Origin of the sequence: Ovoidimarina sediminis, from assembly GCF_032586175.1 — a bacterium.
Lineage (GTDB): Bacteria > Pseudomonadota > Alphaproteobacteria > Rhodobacterales > Rhodobacteraceae > Ovoidimarina > Ovoidimarina sediminis.
Genome location: NZ_JAWHTE010000009.1, coordinates 156,243 through 177,163, shown reverse-complemented (window position 1 = coordinate 177,163; position 20,921 = coordinate 156,243). Strand labels below are relative to the sequence as shown.

General features: G+C 62.8%; 13 protein-coding genes. 3 read left to right on the top strand and 10 right to left on the bottom strand.

The genetic code is table 11. The features are described from left to right. Positions 1-5,160 (top strand): beta strand repeat-containing protein (locus tag RXV90_RS12730; protein ID WP_410482363.1); only part of this gene is annotated, 5,160 nt, incomplete at its 5' end. Between the two features lie 12 nt (positions 5,161-5,172). Here RXV90_RS12730 and hutU read toward each other — a convergent pair. From hutU to hutI, 4 genes are read right to left on the bottom strand one after another with little or no spacing between them, the layout of a single operon-like run. Further along, positions 5,173-6,846 (bottom strand): urocanate hydratase, encoded by a 1,674-nt coding sequence (gene hutU / locus RXV90_RS12725; RefSeq protein ID WP_316649138.1) that lies wholly within the window; start codon positions 6,844-6,846, stop codon positions 5,173-5,175. Continuing rightward, entirely contained in the window at positions 6,843-7,634 is a 792-nt protein-coding gene (gene hutG / locus RXV90_RS12720) for an N-formylglutamate deformylase (RefSeq protein ID WP_316649137.1), read from the bottom strand. Before hutG ends, hutU begins: the two co-directional genes overlap by 4 nt. Then, complete coding sequence (gene hutH, locus RXV90_RS12715) at positions 7,631-9,151, bottom strand: histidine ammonia-lyase (protein WP_316649136.1); 1,521 nt, start codon at positions 9,149-9,151, stop codon at positions 7,631-7,633. The genes hutG and hutH overlap by 4 nt, the downstream gene beginning before the upstream one ends. Next, entirely contained in the window at positions 9,148-10,302 is a 1,155-nt protein-coding gene (hutI, locus tag RXV90_RS12710) for an imidazolonepropionase (RefSeq protein WP_316649142.1), read from the bottom strand. Before hutI ends, hutH begins: the two co-directional genes overlap by 4 nt. 112 nt (positions 10,303-10,414) lie before the next feature. On the opposite strand from hutI, the gene RXV90_RS12705 reads away from it, so the two are divergent. Continuing rightward, on the top strand, positions 10,415-11,782 hold the full coding sequence (locus tag RXV90_RS12705) for a formimidoylglutamate deiminase (RefSeq protein WP_316649135.1): 1,368 nt from the start codon (positions 10,415-10,417) through the stop codon (positions 11,780-11,782). Between the two features lie 29 nt (positions 11,783-11,811). Then, a complete protein-coding gene (locus RXV90_RS12700) occupies positions 11,812-12,480 on the top strand; it encodes a GntR family transcriptional regulator (protein ID WP_316649134.1) in 669 nt (222 codons plus the stop codon). A 9-nt stretch (positions 12,481-12,489) separates the two neighbouring features. On the opposite strand, the gene RXV90_RS12695 is transcribed toward RXV90_RS12700, so the two are convergent. The 6 genes from RXV90_RS12695 to RXV90_RS12670 form a co-directional block, all read right to left on the bottom strand. After that, entirely contained in the window at positions 12,490-14,922 is a 2,433-nt protein-coding gene (locus RXV90_RS12695) for a GcvT family protein (RefSeq protein WP_316649133.1), read from the bottom strand. 7 nt (positions 14,923-14,929) lie between these two features. Beyond that, a complete protein-coding gene (locus tag RXV90_RS12690; protein WP_316649132.1) occupies positions 14,930-15,799 on the bottom strand; it encodes a choline/ethanolamine kinase family protein in 870 nt (289 codons plus the stop codon). Next, a complete protein-coding gene (locus RXV90_RS12685) occupies positions 15,799-17,784 on the bottom strand; it encodes an ABC transporter permease (RefSeq protein ID WP_316649130.1) in 1,986 nt (661 codons plus the stop codon). Before RXV90_RS12685 ends, RXV90_RS12690 begins: the two co-directional genes overlap by 1 nt. Next, positions 17,784-18,797 (bottom strand): quaternary amine ABC transporter ATP-binding protein, encoded by a 1,014-nt coding sequence (locus RXV90_RS12680; RefSeq protein ID WP_316649129.1) that lies wholly within the window; start codon positions 18,795-18,797, stop codon positions 17,784-17,786. The genes RXV90_RS12685 and RXV90_RS12680 overlap by 1 nt, the downstream gene beginning before the upstream one ends. Before the next feature lie 103 nt (positions 18,798-18,900). Continuing rightward, entirely contained in the window at positions 18,901-19,833 is a 933-nt protein-coding gene (locus RXV90_RS12675; RefSeq protein ID WP_316649128.1) for an ABC transporter substrate-binding protein, read from the bottom strand. Between the two features lie 159 nt (positions 19,834-19,992). Beyond that, positions 19,993-20,919, bottom strand: coding sequence for a choline/ethanolamine kinase family protein (locus RXV90_RS12670; RefSeq protein ID WP_316649127.1), 927 nt, complete (start codon positions 20,917-20,919; stop codon positions 19,993-19,995). Between the last annotated feature and the right edge of the window lie 2 nt (positions 20,920-20,921).

Sequence of the window (20,921 nt, the reverse complement as noted above, 5' to 3'; positions counted from 1 at the left end):
ATCGACGGCACCCCGGTCGGGGACGTCGCGGGCTTCACCCTCAACGGCACAACCCTCGAGGTCGATGACACCGTCGCAGCCGGCACCTATGCCGTCGCGGTCTTCGCCTCCGACGGCACGCTCGCCTCCACCACGCCCGTCTCCTTCGATGTCACCGTCTCCAATCCGGTCGATGTCGCGCCCACGGTCGAACTGACCAACCCGGTCACCGAGATCCCCGAGGATCAAGACCTGACCACAAGCTTCAAAGTCGCCGATATCACCATCACCGATGACGGGCTCAGCACGGTCACACCCACGCTCTCGGGCGCCGATGCCGCGCTCTTCGAGATCGTCAACAACGCCGGCGCACTGGAGCTCCATCTCCAGGCCGGCGCCGCGCTCGATTTCGAGACCAACCCCCAACTCGACGTCACCGTCGAGGCCTCCGATGCCGCCGGCACCGGAACCGCCACCTTCTCTGCCCCGGTTACCGACATCAACGAGGCCCCCACCATCACCGGTACCGTCGCAAATGAATCGACGACTGCGGGCACCGCCACATCCATCGACCTCTCCGGCCTCGTCCTCGATGACCCCGATGCCGGCGATATCCCCGTCCTCGCCGTCGAGATCGACGGCACCCCGGTCGGGGACGTCGCGGGCTTCACCCTCAACGGCACAACCCTCGAGGTCGATGACACCGTCGCCAGTGGCACCACCTACACCGTCCAGGTCTTCGCCTCCGATGGCGCACTCACCTCCACCACACCCGTCTCCTTCGATGTCACCGTCGGGGCAGACGCCACGATTACTCCCCCAGTTACCGATGGCGTAACTGGAACCGACACTGATGATGTCTTTACGCTGGCGCCTGCGACCGAGGAATTTACATTCACTCGCTTTGTCGCGTCAGCGGGCAATGACACTTACAATTTTACAAATACGTCGCCCACCGCATATTCAGACGTGTTCTATGGCAGCCTCGCTTCAAACGGAATTGTAGCAAGCATAGACCTAAACTCTGCAGTTAATACAGTCGACAAAGGCGCTGATGGGATCGATACGCTGGTAGACCTGCAGAACGCAACCAGCGCCTGGGGCTTTGGCATTTGGGGCACTTCTGGAAACGATTTTTTTAATATAGTCCAGCATGCCTCGAACGGTGGATTTCTTGCTGTCGCCTACTCGGGAGGAGATGATACGATAAACTTGACTGGTGGAACGGGGACGATACGGCTGGACTTTGGCGACACCAGTGCAGATGTAAACATCGATCTCTCAAGCATAACCTCTGCGCCTTCATCTACAACGATCACACTTTCAAACCTCGATACGGTTACACTGAATGCGAACGGCATCACGGGAAGCATGCGCTTCTCGCTAGAAACGGGAAGCGGAAACGATACTGTCGTAGGGACCAATAACAGCGACACAATCATCCTGGGAGCGGGAACCGACACAGCAGATGGCGGCGGTGACTTCGACAATGTGCGCTACGACCGATTTGACGTTCAAACAGGCATTTCGCTGAATTCACAAACAGTCACTGGCATTTGGGCCGGTTTAGGCTTCACACACACCCTCAGTAATATTGAGTTTCTCCAAGCGACTGATTTCGTCGACCTTCTAACACTTGACGGAAGCCTAGACGTCAATGCGGGGGGAGGAAATGACCAGATATCAATTGTCGGAAACTTCGTTTTTCAGTTCGTTGAAACTGGAACCGGTAGTGACACAATCAATCTCGACGCAATCTCCAGTGGCGAAGTTGAGCTTTTCTACGGCGGCCTACCGGGCGGAGACACGATCACTGTCAATGTCGATACTGCGGCAAACACAGCTACCGTTGAAAAGGGCGCAACCGATACCGATACAATTACATCGATAAATAGCTTGGGGATCAACAGCTTGCGCTTTGTTGGCACCTCTGGAAATGACGTTTTCAATATATCAACCGATGACCCAGATCAAGAATTCCGGATCCGATCAGGTGAGGGGAGCGATACCTTCAACCTGAGCGGCCCGGCAGATTTTGACCTCGAGCTTGATCGCGATACGGACTTCAATGAGGCCAACCAAGGCGCAAATGTCAATCTGACCCTTGCGTCGGGCCAAATCATCAACGATGGCTTTGGTTTCACGGATACAATCTTGAACGGGTCATTCAGGGACATTCGTTTGACCGAGTTTGGCGATATTTTCATCGGCGACGCGTTAGACAACCGAGTAAGAGGCTTTGGCGGCAACGATTTTATCGCGCTTGGAGATGGCGTAGAATTTCAAAGCGTCGGTCCTGGGACTGGAGATGACGACATTGATCTGATTGGCGTACTGAATGGGACTGTGCAGATCTACTATGGTGATCTGGATCAAGCTATCGACGTAGTCGTCAACCTCAACACCAACATTGGTGAGGTATTCAAGGGAACCAACGGTCGAGATGATCTGTTCAACACGGTCGATCCCGCCCTTAGCGCGCGCTTGGAGTTCACCGGAACAGCATTCGACGACACGTTCACAGTTATCGGAGACGCTCTCCTCAATGCAGAAGACGCACGCATCTCAATTAGGGCTGGCCAGGGAAACGATACGATTGATTTCCAAAGCCCTGGAAGGCTCGATCTCCAGTTCTTTCGAGGGGCTGAGTTTGACGATCTTCCAACGCAAGGTGTCGTAATCGACTTGGGCCTCGCCTCCAACCAAATCATTAACGATGGGTTCGGATATACGGACAGCATCATCAATGGGACCGTTAATTTCGTCGACCTGACCGATCTGGGTGACATTTTTACCGGCACAACGGGTAATGAAGCTCTCAGGCTCAACGGTGGAGCAGACACCGTGACTTATAATGGTGGTTGGGATTATATCGCCGATCTGAATGTCGCTGAGGATACTTTAATCCTAGCAGGGGATGCGTTCTCGGAGATCGGATGGCTACGGTTCGATCAGAGGATCTCAAGCGAGGGAAATATCCAGATTCAGTTGCAGTACCGCATAGACGGCGCAGATGACTTCGGGATAGATCTTGAGAACTTGACGCTTGCGGAAGTCTATCAGATCGTTCGCGATCAGGGCTTCGCCGCAGTTAACTTCGTCGGCGGAAGCGGAGACGACGTCGGGCTCGGCACTCCCGAAAACGACAGCATCGATCTTGGTACAAATATTAGGGGCAATGACCAAGTGCTGGCCTCTCTTGGTGACGACACGATCATCTATTCAAATACCGGCGAAGAAAGTTTTAACACACTAGATTACTCAACCTTGGGGCCAATTGGCATTACAGCGAATCTCAACTTCCTCGCGGGCACTGGGACTGTATTCAAGTCTATTGCGGGTACCGACACTCTGGTTGACCTCGACGCTGCACAGAATTTCGAAGGATTCGAAATTCAGGGCACAGGCGGTGACGACACGTTCAACATAACCAAGGACGCAAGCAGGTTTGGCTGGATAGGAGTTAGCTGGGCGGGCGGAAACGATACGATCAACTTCACCACGGGCGGTGACGGAAATTTCAGGGTTTACGCTGAATCAGAGAAAAACGTCGTAGCCGACTTGCAAACCGGAGACATCAATATCGGATTGGATGAATCGATTAATCTCAACATTAGCGGAAACACCGATTTTCTAACTCTCGATCTTTACACCGGTGAAGGTGACGACACCGTTTTTGGGAACAATCTGGACAACCGCTTTCGTTCAAGGGGCGGCGATGACTTCTTCGACGGTCGCGATGGATTCGACCGGATCCGCTACAACCGCGATGAAGTGACTGGTCTAAACGTCAATCTTCTCACAGGCGTTGCGACCGGGTTCTACAACGGGGAGTTCTTCACGCAAACGCTAGTCAGCATCGAGGGGATCGATGGCTCCAACAACGACGACATACTCGTTGGCACAAATGGCGGCACGTACATCGACGGGCGTGATGGCGCGGACACAATTACCGGAGGCGACGGAGACGACGAACTGCGCGGGCGCGGCGGCAATGACATCATTGAGGGCGGCGCGGGTACAGACTCCATCAATGGCGGATCTGGAGACGATATTATCACGCCGGGCTCGGGGATCGATTTTCAGTTCGTGAATTCTTTCACCGGGAACGACACTATCAACCTCACGGGCGTCAATTCAGGGATAACCCTCTGGTATGGTGATATCGGAGGCGGTGTCGACGTCAGTTTTGACCTCGGAGCGAATACGGCAACCGTGGACAAGGGGCCTGTCGACGGTTTCGATACGATCCAGCAGGTCGCAGGTGCCCTCGTGAACGGCGGGATCATCATCACCGGCAGCAACGGGGACGATACCTTCGCACTGAGCATCGACGACATCAATGCTTGGACGATGGTGCAGCCTGGGGGCGGCGATGACAGCATCAACCATACAGGTCAGGGCTTCTTTCATCTCGATCTTTACAGCGATCCGTTCGGTAACCTCGCCGGTCCGATCGCGATCGACCTTACATTTGGAACCGGGCAAATTATCGACGACGGGCTCGGCGGAACGGACACGCTTCTGGGCAACACGCCCGATTACATTACACTATCCGACTTTAGCGATAGTGTTTTGGGCAGCCTAGGACCGGAGTCAATTATCGGGTTCGATGGTGACGATGTGCTCAACGGAGGTGGCGGAAGTGATTATCTTGAAGGTGGAGACGGCAATGACACGCTAATCGCCACCTCGGCCGGTGCCACTGCCGACGCCGGGAATGACGACGACACCATCCATCGCTCGGATGTTCAGCAAGGAACGACGTCGGGCGGATCGGGCCGCGACACTTTGTTACTTGTTCAGGACACCACCGATCTGTTCGATTTCTCATTAATCACAGTTTCAAACACATACTCAGGGATCGAGGTCCTCAGCCTAGAAAACGGCGATACCGACACGCTGACCCTGACAGTCCAGAATATCATCGATTTTTCCGACACGGCTGACCCGATACTCGAGGCCGCGTTCGGCACCCTTGCCGATGAAAGCATCTCGATCACTGCCGACGCGGGTGACACGGTTCGTCTGCTTGGGACAGGTATCGTCAAGGAGACGGATACCGTCAGCGATGGGACGACCACGTTCGATGTGTATCGGTATACCAGCGGCCTTGAGGGGATGATTGCAATCGAGCAGGGCGTAAACCTGGAAACCCCGGATCAACCACTGCCGACCTGAGGTCGGACCGGGTCAGTTCCCGAGGATCCCCGGAAGTCTGAGCCCGTGGTCGCGCGCGCAGGCGATCGCGTCGTCGTACCCCGCATCCGCATGGCGCCAGACGCCCGAGGCGGGATCGTTCCACAGAACCCGTTCGAGCCGCCGCGCGGCTTCCGGCGTTCCATCGGCCACGATCACGACGCCGGCGTGCTGTGAGAAGCCCATTCCGACGCCGCCGCCATGGTGCAGCGACACCCAGGTGGCGCCGCTTGCCGTGTTCACGAGGGCATTCAGAAGAGGCCAGTCGCTGACCGCATCGGAGCCGTCCTTCATCGCCTCGGTTTCGCGGTTCGGGCTTGCCACCGAGCCGCTGTCGAGATGATCGCGCCCGATCACGACGGGGGCCTTCAACTCGCCGCTTGCCACCATCTCGTTGAAGCGAAGTCCGGCGCGGTGGCGATCGCCAAGCCCGATCCAGCAGATCCGGGCCGGGAGGCCCTGGAACGCGATGCGTTCGCGCGCCATGTCGAGCCAGGTGTGCAGATGGGTATTGTCGGGAAAAAGCTCCTTCATCGCGGCATCGGTGGCGTAGATATCTTCGGGATCGCCGCTTAAGGCGCACCAGCGGAACGGCCCGATCCCGCGACAGAAGAGCGGGCGGATATAGGCCGGCACGAACCCGGGAAAGGCGAAGGCGTTTTCCAGACCCTCATCAAGCGCCACCTGCCTGATATTGTTGCCATAATCGAGCGTGGGCACGCCATCGTTCCAGAAGCCTACCATGGCCTCGACCTGCACCTTCATCGAGGCGCGGGCGGCGCGTTCCACCGCCGCGGGATCGGTTTCACGCCGCTGGCGCCACTCGGCGACCGTCCAGCCCTGCGGGAGGTAGCCGTTCACCGGGTCATGGGCGCTGGTCTGATCGGTGACGATATCGGGGCGCACCCCGCGCCGACGGATCTCGGGAAAAATATCTGCCGCATTGCCGAGGAGGCCGACCGATTTCGCCTCCCCCGCCGCCGTCCAGCGGCCGATCATCTCGAGCGCCTCGTCAAGGCTGTCGGTCTTCTCGTCGAGATAGCGGGTGCGACGGCGGAAATCGATCGAGTCCGGGTTGCATTCGACCGCGAGGCAGCAGGCGCCGGCCATGACCGCCGCGAGAGGCTGTGCCCCGCCCATGCCGCCGAGGCCGCCCGTGAGGATCCAGCGGCCCGTCAGATCGCCGCCGTAATGCTGACGCCCCGCTTCGGCAAAGGTTTCATAGGTGCCCTGCACGATGCCCTGCGTGCCGATGTAGATCCATGACCCCGCCGTCATCTGGCCGTACATCATGAGCCCCTTGCGATCGAGGGCGCTGAAATGTTCCCACGTCGCCCAATGAGGCACGAGGTTCGAGTTGGCGATCAGGACGCGGGGGGCATCGGCGTGGGTTCTGACGATCGCGACGGGTTTGCCCGACTGGACGACCAGGGTTTCATCGGCTTCGAGATCCTTCAACGCGGCGACGATCCGGTCGAAATCCTCCCAAGTGCGCGCCGCGCGTCCGATCCCGCCATAGACCACAAGTTCATGGGGGTTCTCCGCGACATCGGGATGAAGGTTGTTCATGAGCATCCGCATGGGTGCTTCGGTCAGCCAGCTCTTGGCGGTGATCTCGGGCCCAGTGGGCGGATAGATGTCGCGGACGTTCTTGCGTGGATCGCTCATGTCGGTCTCCAGCGAAGCAGGGTGTTCAGGATGGTTGCGAGCGTGTTGCGAAGGCGGGCCGCCTTTCCGGGGTCATACCGCCAGGGTGGCGCCTCGTCGGTAAGGTAGGCCGATTGGGCGAGTTCCATCTGGATGGCGTGGATGCCCTCGCGCGGCCTGCCATAGTGGCGCGTGGTCCAGCCGCCCTTGAAGCGACCGTTCAGGATCGCCGTGTAACCCACTGCACTTGCGCAGATTTCCGTCACCGCTGATTCAATGGACGGGTCACAGGTGCGGCCCTCGTTCGTACCGATATTGAAATCGGGCAGCCGCCCGTCGAAGAGAAAGGGAATACCTGAGCGGATCGAATGGCAGTCGTAAAGGATCGCGAAGCCGTAGCGGTCGCGGATGCGGGCAAGTTCGGCCTCGAGCGCCGCGTGGTAGGGATCGTGCCATGTTTCGCGGCGGTGAATGATATCTTCCGCCGACGGCTCCTGCCCCGACCGATAGATCGGATTGCCGTCGAAATCGATGAGAGGGCACAGGCCGGTTGTATTCTGTCCGGGATAGAGGCTTTCTCCGGACGGATCGCGGTTCACGTCGATGGCGTAGCGGTGGATTGCCGTCCGAACGGTTGTGGCCCCGGGGAAGAGGCCGTCATAGAGCTGATGAATGTGCCAATCGGTATCGGCCAGCGCGCGGCCCGTGTCGTTCAGCGCGTCGTAGATCTGGGGTGGCAGATCGGTGCCCGTATGAGGCAGTCCGAGGACGAGGGGGCTGTCGCCGCGGGTGATGTCGAGGAAACTCATGGGGCGAGTGTCAGCCCCGCGGCTTCGGCGAGCGCGTCGCGGCGGACGAGATCGGCCACGGCCTCGATTTCGGGTGCGAGATAGCGATCCTGCGCGAGGGGCGGGACGCCTGCGCGGATCGCGGCGAGCGCGGCCTGGAGCGGCGCGGAGGTAACCAGCGGCGCGCGGGCTTCGATGCCCTGCGCGGCGCAGAGTGCCTCGACCCCGAGGATGACCGACAGGTTATCAAGCATCCGTTTGAGGCGCCGTGCGCCATGGGCTGCCATGCTGACATGATCCTCCTGGTTGGCGGAGGTGGGAGTTGAATCCGTCGAACAGGGGTTTGCGAGGTGCTTGTTCTCGCTCATGAGCGCCGCAGTTGTCACCTCCGCGATCATGAACCCCGAGTTGAGGCCGGGCTCGGGCGTCAGAAAGGGCGGCAGATCGAAGCTGAGCGTCGGATCGACCATGAGCGCCACGCGCCGCTGCGCGATGGCGCCGATTTCGGAGAGGGCGAGCGCGATCTGATCGGCGGCAAAGGCCACCGGCTCGGCATGGAAGTTTCCGCCCGACAGAATGCCGCCCTCGGTCACGAGCGGGTTGTCGGTGACGGCGTTCGCCTCGATCTCCAGCGTGCGGCCGGCGAAGCGCAGGAGATCGAGCGCGGCACCGGCCACCTGCGGCTGGCAGCGGATGCAGTAGGGATCCTGCACGCGCGTATCGCCGTCGCGGTGGCTTTCACGGATCTCGCTTCCTTCCATCAGAGCGGACATCGCGGCCGCGACGTCGATCTGGCCGGGATGCCCGCGCAGGGCATGGATTTCGGCGCGCAGCGGTTGGGTCGAGCCCATGATCGCATCGGTGGAGAGGCAGGCCGTGACGGCGGAGGCGCGGATCATCCGCCCCCCGTCAAAGAGCGCCGCAAGCGCGCAGGCGGTGGAAAACTGCGTGCCGTTGATCAGGGCGAGGCCTTCCTTCGGGCCAAGGACAAGGGGCGCGAGGCCTGCGCTGGACAGCGCCGCGGCGCCCGGCATGCGCTGGCCCTCCCAGATCGCTTCGCCCTCGCCGATCATCACTGCAGCGAGATGGGCCAGCGGCGCCAGATCGCCCGAGGCCCCGACCGAGCCCTGCGAGGGGATCAGGGGTGTGACGCCTGACGTCAGCATCGCCTCGATCATGGCGCAAACCTCCCAGCGGACACCGGAGGCGCCGCGCCCGAGCGACAGGAGTTTCAGGGCCATCATGAGGCGGGTGGTCGGGATATCGAGCGGCTCCCCCACCCCGCAGCAATGGCTGAGGACGAGGTTGCGCTGAAGCGTTTCGGTATCGTCGGGCGCGATCCGGACGGAAGCGAGCTTTCCGAAGCCTGTGTTGACGCCGTAGACGGGCGTTTCGGCGCGGGCCGCGGTGCGCACGATTGCCGCCGCGGCTGTGACGGCGGGATGTGCAGCCGGATCGAGTGTGACCGGTGCGTGTCCTCGCCAGAGGGATTCGAGTGTGGCGAGCGTTGTTTCACCAGGATGAAGGACGACGCTCATTCACGGCCTCCGAAGATACGCTTGTGAAGCGGATTGATCCCGATGCCATAGGCAAGTTCGGCGGGTGTCTCCACGTCCCAGATCGCGAGATCGGCACGCTTGCCCGGGGCGATCACGCCGCAATCCGTGAGGCCAAGCGCACGGGCCGCGTGGCAGGTTGCGCCGGCGAGCGCTTCGGCAGGGGTCAGGCCGAATAGTGTCGAAGCCATGTTCATTGCCAGAAGGAGCGAACCCAGGGGGGAAGAGCCCGGGTTCCAGTCCGTCGCGACGGCCATGGGAACGCCCTCTGTGCGGAAGGCCGCGACGGGCGGCTGCCGCTTTTCGTGCAGCGTATAAAACGCGCCAGGAAGAAGAACGGCGACGGTGCCGGAACGGGCGAGGGTCGCGGCATCTTCGGCTGTCGCGTATTCGAGGTGGTCGGCGGACAGGGCCCCGTAGCGCGCGGCGAGCGCGGTGCCGCCCTGATGGGAAAGCTGTTCGGCGTGGAGTTTCACCGGCAAGCCAAGGGCTGCCGCCCTGTCGAAGACACGGGCGATCTGATCGGTGGAGAAGGCGATGCCCTCGCAGAAGCCGTCCACGGCGTCCACAAGCCCTTCGGCATGGGCCGCGTCGAGGGCGGGAATGCAGATCCCGTCGAGATAGCTGTCTGCGTCCATGCCTTTCGGAACAGCATGGGCGCCGAGAAAGCTGGTTTTGACCCGCAGGGGCCGCAGGTCGCCGATCCGGCGCGCGACGCGCAGCATCGTAAGCTCGATCTCGATATCGAGCCCGTAGCCAGATTTCACCTCGACCGCGCCCACACCTTCGGCGATCAACGCATCGGCGCGGCGGAGGGCGGCCTTGAGAAGTGCTTCTTCCCCTGCCCCGCGCGTGGCCTCAACCGTCGAGACGATGCCGCCGCCGGCGCGGGCGATTTCCTCGTAGCTTGCGCCTTCGAGCCGCATTTCGAATTCGCGAGCGCGGTGGCCACCGTGGACGAGATGGGTGTGGCAGTCGATCAGGGCCGGCGTGACCAGGCGGCCTTCGAGATCTTCGTGCGAGACGGTGCGGTGGGCCCCCGGCAACTCTGCCTCGGGACCAACCCAGAGGATGCGATCGCCGTCGAGGACGATTGCGCCATGCTCGATTAGAACGGTGCCGCCCCCGGCCATGGTGGCGACCGTCGCGTTTAAGATGACCGATGTCCCCGCCATTGCCAGCCCTTGATCCGAGAATGGGATATCCATAATAAGTATGTACATATTCTGTCAACGGGGATCCTTGATGCAGCACGTTCACGCCCGGCAGGCCCTTACCCCCGAGGGATGGGCCGAGGATGTCGCGATCACGATCGGTGAGGACGGGCGGATTGCCTCCGTCCGGCCCGGTGCCGCCCCGGATGGGCATGTGGCCGACCTTGTGCTTCCTGCCCCGGTAAATCTGCACAGCCACAGCTTTCAGCGGGCGATGTCCGGATTGACGGAAACACGGGGCACGGATCCGGAAGACAGTTTCTGGACATGGCGGCGGCTGATGTACCGGTTTCTCGAAGTGCTGACGCCCGAGCATGTCGAGGCGATTGCCGCGGAGGTGTTCATGGAGAGCCTCGAGGCGGGCTATGGGGCTATTGCGGAGTTTCATTACCTGCACCATGGCCCCGGTGGTATGCCCTATGCAGACGTAGGCGAAATGAGCGGGCGGATCGTTCGGGCGGCGGGAACTGCGGGGATCGCGCTGACGCTTTTGCCGGTCTACTACGCCCGCGGCGGGGCGGACGGGCGCGACCTTCAGGGAGGACAGCGTCGGTTTGGCACGGATGCGGACCGGTTCGCGGCCCTCATCGATGCGGCGCGGGTGCACCTTCATGCGGGTGATGGAGCGTATGTGCTGGGGGTAGCGCCCCATTCGCTGCGGGCGGCGGACCCGGCGGATCTTGGAAAGATAGCCGATCTCGTGCCGGGCGGGCCGGTTCACATCCATGTGGCAGAGCAAACCGCGGAAGTGGACGAGATCGTGGCCCATCTGGGGGCGCGGCCGGTGGAGTGGCTTTTGGGCAATGCAGAGATCGGCGCGCGGTGGTGCCTGATCCATGCGACGCACATGAGCGAGAAAGAGACGTCGGGGCTTGCGAAGAGCGGGGCCGTGTCGGGGCTTTGCCCGATCACGGAGGCCAATCTGGGCGACGGGATATTCAACGGAGCCGCGTTTCAGGACGCGGGCGGGCGATATGGCGTGGGATCGGATTCGAATGTTCACATCGCGCTCTTCGAGGAACTGGCGATGCTGGAATATTCCCAGCGACTGCACCGTCGCCGGCGCGCAGTGCTAGCAACCCCGGACCGGTCGACGGGACGGGTGCTGTTCGAGGCGGCGGCGGGTGGCGGGGCACAGGCCGCGGCCCGGGATGCGGGGGCGATCCGGGCCGGGGCGCAGGCGGATCTTCTGGGCCTTGGCACCGACAATGAATGGATCTGCGCGCGCAGCGGGGATGCGGCGCTCGACAGCCTGATCTTCGGCGGGCACGGGCGCGGATGTATCCGCGATGTGTGGAGCGGGGGCCGGCATGTCGTACAGGACGGCCGGCACATCGCGCGGGACCGGATCGTACCGGCCTTCCGCAAGGCTGTGGCCGCGCTCGCACAGGCGATCTGATGGCGGCGCGGCGGCTGAGCTGGAGGGACGTGCGTGACAGAATTCACGCGCAAATCCTCGCCGGGCGGTACGAGCCGGGAGACAAGCTTCCGCGCGACGCGGATATTGCCGAGGACCTGAATTGCGCCCGGGCGACGGTGCAACGCGCGATGCAGGATCTGTCCGACAGCGGGCTGATCGAGCGGCGGCGCAAGGGGGGCACGCATGTGCGGCGCGATCCGGTGGCGCGCGCGACGCTCGACATCCCGCTGACGCGCCGCGAGATCGAGGAAGCCGGCGGAACATATGGTTATCGGCTGATTTCCCGTACGCAGAGGGCGGCGCCCCGGGCAATTCGTCAGAGGATGGGATTGTCTGAAGCGGCGCGGCTTCTCCGGGTCGAAGCGCTGCACCTGTCGGACGGGCGCCCATTTCTTCTGGAGGATCGGTGGGTGAACCCCGAGGTGGCGCCCGAGATCCTGGAGGTTGATCTGGATGTAATCAGCGCCAATGAATGGCTGGTGCTGAACAAGCCATACACCCGGTTCGGGCTTGAGATCACGGCCGAGGCCGCGGATGCGCGGACGGCCGGGCACCTCGGGATCGGGGACGGAACGGCGATCCTGGTCGTGGAGCGGACGACATGGATCGACGACAGCCCGATCACCAGCGTCAGGGCGATGATGGCGCCGGGCTACAGGCTTCTAGCCGAAACCTGAGCGAAGGGGTCAGGCCTTGATCCGCGCCATCTTCGGATCGAAGAGCGGATCGAGCGTAACTTCCGCAGGCACACGGTCGGTCGCGACTTCAAGTTCGTAGCTGCCCGAGAGCACATAGTCGCGGGTGACGCCGTCGGCGTTCCGTACGTAGCCGAGGCCGATGCTCTTGCCGATGCTGTGCCCATAGCCGCCGGAACTGAGCCAGCCGCAGCGCACACCGTCGCGGTAGATCGTCTCGCGGCCCGAAAGGATGACATCGCCCGGCGCGGTGAAGGTGGCGAGCATCTTCGCCACCCCGTTTGCGCGCTGATCCTGCACGGCCTGGCGGCCGCGGAAATCGGTATTCGTGCCGAGTTTCACCGCCCAGCCGAGCCCCGCCTCGTCCGGCGTGTGATCGGGCCCGATATCGGAGCCCCAGGCGCGGTAGCCCTTTTCGAGCCGCAGGGTTTCGATCGCGCGGTAGCCCGCGTTCCTTAGCCCGTGGGGTGCACCCGCCGCATGCAGCGCATCGAATACCGTGACCGCATATTCCGTGGGCAGGTGAAGTTCCCACCCCAACTCGCCCACATAGGTGATCCGAAGCGCCATGACCGGGCACCCGGCGATCCCGATCCGGCGCATGGTGGCGAAGGGAAAGGCGGCGTGCGAGATATCCGCGCGCGTGACCGCAGCGAGGATATCGCGCGCCTTCGGGCCGAAGAGCGAGAGAACGGCATTTGCGGAGGTCACGTCGACGATTTGCGCGTTGAGCCCGTCGGGGATGTTGCGGCGGATCCAGTCGAAATCGTGCGTGGCGAAGCCGGTGCCGGTGACGATGTAATATTCATCGGGCGCGGTGCGCACGCAGGTCAGGTCGCATTCGATTCCGCCGCGATCGTTCAGCATCTGGGTATAGATGATCCGCCCCACGGGCACATTGACCCGGTTCGCGGCGATCCATCCCAGGGCCGCTTCGGCATCGGGCCCCTTGAGAATGAACTTGGCGAAGGACGTCTGGTCGAACAGAACCGCGCCTTCACGGGCGGCCTTGTGTTCGCGGCCCACGGGCCTGTGCCAGTTCGGGCGGTCGAAGGTATAGATATCGCGCGACTCCTCGCCTTCTTCCGCGAACCAGTTCGGGCGTTCCCAGCCGAGCTTTTCGCCGAAGACCGCGCCGGCCGCCTTCAGCCGGTCATAAAGCGGGGAGCGGCGGCAGGGCCGGCCGCTGTCATGTTCCTCGGACGGCCAGGCCATGGTGTAGTGCTTGGCATAGGCCTCAAGCGTACGGGTTCTGACCCAGTCGGTGTCGGTGTGCGGCCGCCCGAAGCGGCGGATGTCCACGGGCCAGAGATCATAAGGCGGCTCGCCCCGCGCCACCCATTCCGCGAGCGCCATGCCCGCGCCGCCGCCCGAGGCGATGCCGAAAGCATTGAACCCCGCGCCGATGAAGACACTGGCCATCTCGGGGGCTTCACCGAGGATGAAGTTGCCGTCGGGCGTGAAGCTTTCGGGGCCGTTCAGAAGCTGCTTGATCCCCGCCTCCTGCAAGGCCGGAACGCGGGGCATGGCCAGTTCGACGATCTGCTCGAAGTGATCGAAATTGGAGTCAAGAAGCTGGAATTCGAAGCGCTCCGGCAGCCCGCCCGCCGCCCAGGGGATCGGGTTCGGCTCATAGCCACCCATGACGAGGCCGCCCACTTCTTCTTTGTAATAGGTCAGGCGATCCGGGTCGCGGAGCGTCGGCAAGGTCGACGGAACGCCGAAGGGCTCGGTGATCATGTACTGGTGTTCGACCGACACGAGGGGGACCGTGACGCCGATCGTTGCGGCAAGATCGCGCGTCCACTGCCCCGCGCAAAGGACGAGCTTTTCGCAGGAGATATCGCCATGGGCCGTTTTCACACCGGTGAGGCGCCCCTGATCGGTGAGGATGCCCGTGACCGGGCACTCCTCGACAATTTGCGCGCCGCCAGACCGCGCGCCCCTCGCGAGCGCCTGGGTGATGTCGGAGGGGCTGGCCTGCCCGTCGGTCGGCAGGAAGGCCGCGCCGACGACATCGCCGATATCCATGAGCGGCCAGAGATCCTGCGCCTCCGCCGGTGTCAGAAGCTGCATGTCGAGGCCGAAACTGTGGGCCGTTGTCGCCTGCCGCTTCACTTCCGTCCAGCGTTCGGCATTGCAGGCGAGGCGCAGGCCGCCGTTCATCTTCCAGCCCGTCGCGAGGCCGGTTTCGGCCTCCAGCCGGTCGTAAAGCTCGATCGAATACCCCAGAAGCTGGGTGATGTTCGCGTTCGAGCGCAGTTGGCCGACGAGCCCCGCCGCGTGCCAGGTGGAGCCGGAGGTGAGCTTCGCCTTCTCGAGCAGAAGCACCTCCTGCCCCATGGCCGCGAGGTGATAGGCCGTTGAACAGCCGACGATGCCGCCGCCGATGACGATGATCTTCGATGAGGTGGGTAGAGACATGGCGCCCTCACGCATTGCGGAAATCGGAGAGCGTCGCCCTGAGCCGCGCGAGGTTTTCGGCGGTATAGGCGGCGTAATCGAAATCGAGCTCGGAATGGATCTCTGAGGTCATGGACCAAAGAGTTTCGCGCATCAACGAGATGCATTTCATGGCCTGGTAAGGACGCCAACGGGCCTCTGCCGGGGCGTCGAAATAGGTTTCGAGCATGGCGCGTTCCTGCGCTTCGGAAAGCCCGTTGTTTCCGGCAAGGCCCGCCAGGTCGAAAAGGGGCGAGTTGAAGCCGCCGTATTCCCAGTCGATGAGCCAGATCCGCGTACCGTCATCGATGAGGTTCGCCGCGAGCAGATCGTTGTGCCCGATGACAAGCTCGACCGGCCCCGTGGCGGCCTCGAGCGCATCGGCCTCTTTCATCAGGCCGGGCAATTCGCCGGCATGCGAGGTGCCGTCTTCGGCAAGCCGTCGGGCATAGGTGCGGACGACCTGGAAGGGCCAGAATGTCAGCACCGGGCCGCGAAGATGCTGGCCAAGCTCGCGGTGCGCGCGGCTTACGAGGCTGAGGATCCGGGGCAGGTTTGACGGGTCGCGGACGTCCTCCTCGGCATAGGTCTTGCCGTCGACGAAATCGAGAACAAGCACCCCAGGCTCGGCGTGGACAACCGCAGGAGAAATCCCTGCGGCCTCGGCCGCGCGACTTAGCGCCAGTTCGTTCCACCGCATGACACCGTGCTCGTCGATATCCGCCCCGAGGCGAACGACAAACCGGCGGTCGCCATCGCGGACGCTGAGGTTGATATTGGTGATGCCGCCGCCCAGAGGCGCGATCTCCTGCGGGTTATCGAAGCAGGGCAAGGCGGCGGTGCGTTCGATCGCGTCCATCATGCAAGTCCCAGGCGCTTGCGCTGGCCGTCGGCCAGCGCGTTGACGATGCGGTCGGCAATGATGGCGATGAAGGCCACCGAAAGGCCGGCGACGATGCCCTGGCCGGCATTGGCCTTGGTCAGGGCGATGTAAACCTCCTGCCCCAGATCCCGGGTGCCCACGAGGGCGGTGATCACGAGCATGGACAGCGCCAGCATGATCGTCTGGTTGAGGCCGAGAAGAAGCTGCGGCGTCGCGAGCGGCATCTTGATGCGCCACAGAAGCTGCCGCCGGGTGCAGCCCGCCATGCGCCCCGCTTCCAGCAGCTGTTCGGGCACCCCGCCGATCCCGTGGGCGGCGTAGCGCACGGCGGGGGCCAGCGCGTAGAGGATGACCGCGATCATGGCGCTGAAATCGCCGACGCGGAACAGCATCACGACCGGGATCAGGTAGACGAAGCTGGGCAGCGTCTGGAGCGTGTCCATCACCCCCAGGATCACGCATCCCGCCTTCGGGCTTTCGGCGGCCCAGATGCCGAGCGGGATGCCGATCAGGGTGGCAATCACGACCGAGACGCCGCAAAGGTAGATCGTGACCACGGCCTTACCCCAAAGCCCGCTTGCCGCGATGAAGGCGGCGAGGAGCGCGGCGAGCAGGCCAAGCTTCCAGCCCCCGACGCGCCAGGCGATGAGTCCCGTCACCGCGATACCCCAGGCCCAGGGGATGCCGGTGAAGAACTTCTTCACGGGTAGGAGGATCCAGGTCAGCACCGCCGTCTTGATGGCTTCGAACGTGTCGAAGAAATTGACGTTGATCCACTCGATAGCCGATGACCAGAAAGGCCCGGTGGTGACGGTCAGGGCGTCGGGGTAGCTTTGAAGGCCGGGCAGGAAGCGGCCGAGAATGAAGGTCGCCCCGATCACGAGGAGGACCGTCCCGGCCCAGGGATGCCGCTGAAGCGCGTTTCCCTCGGGCGCATGGCGCATCCCGCGATTGGCGAAGGCCTGGCTGGCGCGATCAAGCGCGATGGCCATGACGACGATCGCGAGCCCCGCCTCGATGCCGCCGCCGATGTCGAGCTTGCGGAGCGAGGCCAGCACGTCGAAGCCAAGCCCCCCTGCGCCGATCATCGAAGCAATGATCACCATGTTGAGGGTCAGCATGATCACCTGGTTGACCCCGACCATCAGCATCGGCGTGGCCGAGGGCACCAGAACCTTCCACATCATCTGGCGCCGGGTGCAGCCGGCCATGCGGCCCGCCTCGATCACCTCCGTCGGGACGCCCTGAAGCGCCACGATCGTGACCCGCACCATGGGGGGCGAGGCATAGATGATCGTGGCGACGAGCGCGGCGACCGGCCCGAAGCCGAACAGGATGAGGATCGGCACGAGATAGGCGAAGACCGGCACCGTCTGCATCAGATCGAGGATCGGGCGCAGCAGCGCATCGACCCAGGGCAACCGGTAGGCTGCGATCCCGAGGAGGAGCCCGCCGACCGCGCCGATCGGCACCGCGATCAGAACGGAGGCAAGCGTGATCATCGCGCTTTCCCACTGGCCGAAGATCGCAAGATAGAGAAAGCAGGCGCCGACGAGGGCCCCGAGCTTCCAGTCGCGGGCGTAATGGCCGATGGCCGCGGCAGAGACGATGACGGCGATCCAGCTTAGAGATGGCGCGATCTGGGTGGCCTGATCGCCGAGGCCGATCTGGAAGCCTTCGATGAGGAGGTTGCGAAGAACCTGATAGGGCCATTCGATAACAGCCGCGATGGCGCGGGTCAGGTCGCGGAAGGTGAAGAGGCCGAAATTGGCGTTGTTGACGAGCCAGTCGAGAAAGGCGCTGATCCGGTCCTCCAACGGAAGCTCCAACCCTTTCGGAAAACGGACAATCCAGCGCGCATCGAGAGCCTTGTAAAGCCCGAAGGACCATGTCGAGAGCGCCCAGGTGAGCGCGAAAAGCCCGAGCCAGAAGGCCGTATGCCGGTTCAGGGCCCGCGCCATCAGCGCCGCCCCACCAGAACGTCGATCACCGCCTGCCGCGTGATCTGGCCGATGGGTTCGCCGTCACGCATGACGCGGTGAGGCTCTGCGCTCGCTTCGACGCGGTCGGCGATCGTCTCGATCACCGCGTCATGGGGCACGTCGCCCGCGAAGGCGCCCTGCCCCAGCGGTTCGGTCAGAGAGCGTGCGCGGATCACCTTGGCGCGGCTGACGTGGCGGGTGAATTCGGCCACGTATTCGGTTGCCGGGTTGAGGACGAGTTCTTCGGGCGTCGCCACCTGCTCGATCACCCCGTCCTTCATCACCGCGATGCGGTCGGCCAGGCGGATCGCCTCGTCGAAATCGTGGGTGATGAAGATGATGGTCTTGTGAAGGATGCTTTGAAGGCGCAGGAACTCATCCTGCATCTCGCGCCGGATCAGCGGGTCGAGCGCCGAGAACGGTTCGTCGAGGAACCACAGTTCCGGTTCGACGGCAAGCGACCGGGCGATACCAACGCGCTGCTGCTGCCCGCCGGAGAGTTCGCGAGGGTAATAGTCTTCGCGCCCGCCGAGCCCGACGAGTTCGATCACCTCGCGCGCCCGGGCCTCGCGCCGGGCCTTGCCGACGCCCTGAACGTCGAGAGGAAAGGCCGCGTTTTCCAGCACCGTCAGATGCGGCAGAAGCGCGAATTGCTGAAACACCATGCCCATTTTCTTGCGGCGGATCTCGATCAGTTCGGCTTCGGAAGCGGCCAGAAGATCGTTGCCTTCGAAACGGATTTCGCCCGCCGTCGGCTCCACCAGGCGCGAAAGGCACCTGACGAGCGTCGACTTGCCCGAGCCGGACAGCCCCATGATGACGAAGATTTCGCCTTTCTGGATCTGGACGTCGGCCGCGCGCACCGCGCCGATCAGATTCGCGTTCGCGATATCCTCGGCGCTTGGTGCGGGGTTACCTTTCAGAAAGGTCTCGGCCTGTGGCCCGTAGAGCTTCCACACATTGCGGCAGTCGAGAATCACGGAACGGGTCATCCATCCCCCTGCGGCGTCCGGGGTGTCGTGGGAAAGGCGGTGGCCGAGAGGCGGGGGTGGTGCGCAGGGCCGGGCCCCGCGCACCGGGTTGCCGTGTGCCGGCCTATTTGCCGATCCAGCCCATCCAGGTGTCTTTGTTGGCGTCCATCCATGCAGCCACCGTATCTTCTACGGTTCCGCCATCAAGATCGACGGCGGCCACCATGGCGCCCATGTCGTCGTTCGAGATGGTGAAGGCTTCGATCGCCTTCGCTGCGCCGGGCCACTTTTCCGCTACGCCCGACCACGCGACCTTCCAGATCGGGCCGCGCGGCTTGCCGCAGTCATAGGCGGCACTCGGATTGATGCCGACCGAGGGATCGTTGTAGCATTCGGCGGAATATGGCGGAAATTCAACGAATTCGCCGTCATACTTCGAGGGCGCCCAATGGGGGGCGTAGACCCAGAGAACGATCGGGGCCTGCCGCTGATAAGCCGATTCAAGCTCTGCAAACAGCGCCGCGTCGGTGCCGGCATGGACGACTTCGAAATCCATCTCCAGCGCCTCGACCCGTTCATCGTCGAAGCCGCCCCAGGTGACCGGGCCGCCAAGATACCGGCCCATTGGCGCGGTTTCGGGTGTCGCGAATTCCTGGGCGCAATCGTTCAGGGCCTGCCAGTCGGGAAGGCCCGGGCAGACCTCCTTCATGTATGCCGGATACCACCATTCCTCGATCGCGTTCATGCCCGTGGAGCCGAGGTTCACGACAGTGCCAGTGGCCGTCGCCTCGTCCATCGCTTCGCGGCCCGTGGTTTCCCAGATTTCCATGGCAACGTGCAGATCGCCGGTCTTGAGGCCCGCGAACTGGGCGATGTAGTCGGCCTGGACGTACTCGACATTGTAGCCGGCCTCTTCCAGCACTTCGCCCATCAGCGTCGTGGTGATCAGCTGTCCCGTCCAGTCGTGCAAGGTCAGCTTGATCGGATCCGTCGATTCCTGCGCCAGTGCCGGGCTTGCCGCCAGCAGGGCCGCAGCCGCGAGGGAAATCCGTTTCATTCCATTACTCCCTGATTTGGCCGATGCTCTCTCGCTCCCGGATCGGGCGGGGCACCGGCAATAGTAAACATTCAACAACAATTCCGGGCTATATCAACAAAAAACAACATTATTGGGCGCCCTTTGTGGATTTCTAGCAGTTGTCCGCCCGGCATTTGATCATCCCGCCCGCACCGCATCGATATGGCCGTTGAACCCGGGAGAGTTCATAAGCGCCTTGCAGCGGTCGAAGCGCCCTGTGGCGTAGGCCCAGAAATCTTCCGCCGGGTTGCCGTTTGCGTGCTGAATGAGGCCCCAGAGTGTCCACAGAAGATCGCACATGGCCTTGTAGATCACCATGCGGCCAGTTTCGGCGGAGGTGGGCGCGCGACCGAAATAGGCTTCCATCATCTCAGCGTCCTGTTCGGCATTCATGCCGGCCTCGACCGACAGATCGCCGAGATCCCACAAGGGATCGTTCATGCCCGAATATTCCCAGTCGACGATCCACATCGTTTCGCCATCATCGAGGAAATTCTCGCACAAGGGATCACAGTGGCAGGGCGCAAGGGGCAAATCGGCCGCTGCCAGCACCTCGTTGATCGGCGCGGCGGCGGCGACGACATCATGATAGCCCTCCGGCAGGGTGGCATCCTTGGTGGAGAGCACACCAAGATAGTCTTCGATCATTTTGAAGAGTTCGAACCGGTATTCGAAGGTTTCACCGGAACAATGAAGCCTGGCGAAAGCTCGGCCGGCACGGGCGGGGGCACCGGCGCGCACGCTGAAATGATCGGGTGTCATGGTAACGATACCCGGGACCGTTTCGGTGATAAGAACGCCAGTCTTCGGTTCCGCAAGCACGACTTCCGGCGAAACCCCGGCCCGCGCGGCGGCCTTTGCGTTATGCGCCTCGATCGAACGGTCGATATATTCCTCCGTCCCCTCCCCCGGCAGACGCACGACGACGGAGCGTGCGCCCGCCTCGACCCGGAACACGAGGTTGGTCAGCCCGCCCAGCCGCGTGATCGCATCCGGCACGCCCAGATCCGAAAACCCCGGAGCGCGCCGCAGCGCTTCGATGACCTGCGTCTCGTGGTCCGCCATGG

Coding starts and splice junctions, on each gene's coding strand:
- RXV90_RS12685 (WP_316649130.1), bottom strand. CDS start 17,784: ATGGCGCGGGCCCTGAACCGGCATACGGCCTTCTGGCTCGGGCTTTTC.
- RXV90_RS12690 (WP_316649132.1), bottom strand. CDS start 15,799: ATGGACGCGATCGAACGCACCGCCGCCTTGCCCTGCTTCGATAACCCG.
- RXV90_RS12670 (WP_316649127.1), bottom strand. CDS start 20,919: ATGGCGGACCACGAGACGCAGGTCATCGAAGCGCTGCGGCGCGCTCCG.
- RXV90_RS12705 (WP_316649135.1), top strand. CDS start 10,415: ATGCAGCACGTTCACGCCCGGCAGGCCCTTACCCCCGAGGGATGGGCC.
- hutG (WP_316649137.1), bottom strand. CDS start 7,634: ATGAGTTTCCTCGACATCACCCGCGGCGACAGCCCCCTCGTCCTCGGA.
- hutH (WP_316649136.1), bottom strand. CDS start 9,151: ATGAGCGTCGTCCTTCATCCTGGTGAAACAACGCTCGCCACACTCGAA.
- hutU (WP_316649138.1), bottom strand. CDS start 6,846: ATGAGCGATCCACGCAAGAACGTCCGCGACATCTATCCGCCCACTGGG.
- hutI (WP_316649142.1), bottom strand. CDS start 10,302: ATGGCCGGGGGCGGCACCGTTCTAATCGAGCATGGCGCAATCGTCCTC.
- RXV90_RS12675 (WP_316649128.1), bottom strand. CDS start 19,833: ATGAAACGGATTTCCCTCGCGGCTGCGGCCCTGCTGGCGGCAAGCCCG.
- RXV90_RS12695 (WP_316649133.1), bottom strand. CDS start 14,922: ATGTCTCTACCCACCTCATCGAAGATCATCGTCATCGGCGGCGGCATC.
- RXV90_RS12680 (WP_316649129.1), bottom strand. CDS start 18,797: ATGACCCGTTCCGTGATTCTCGACTGCCGCAATGTGTGGAAGCTCTAC.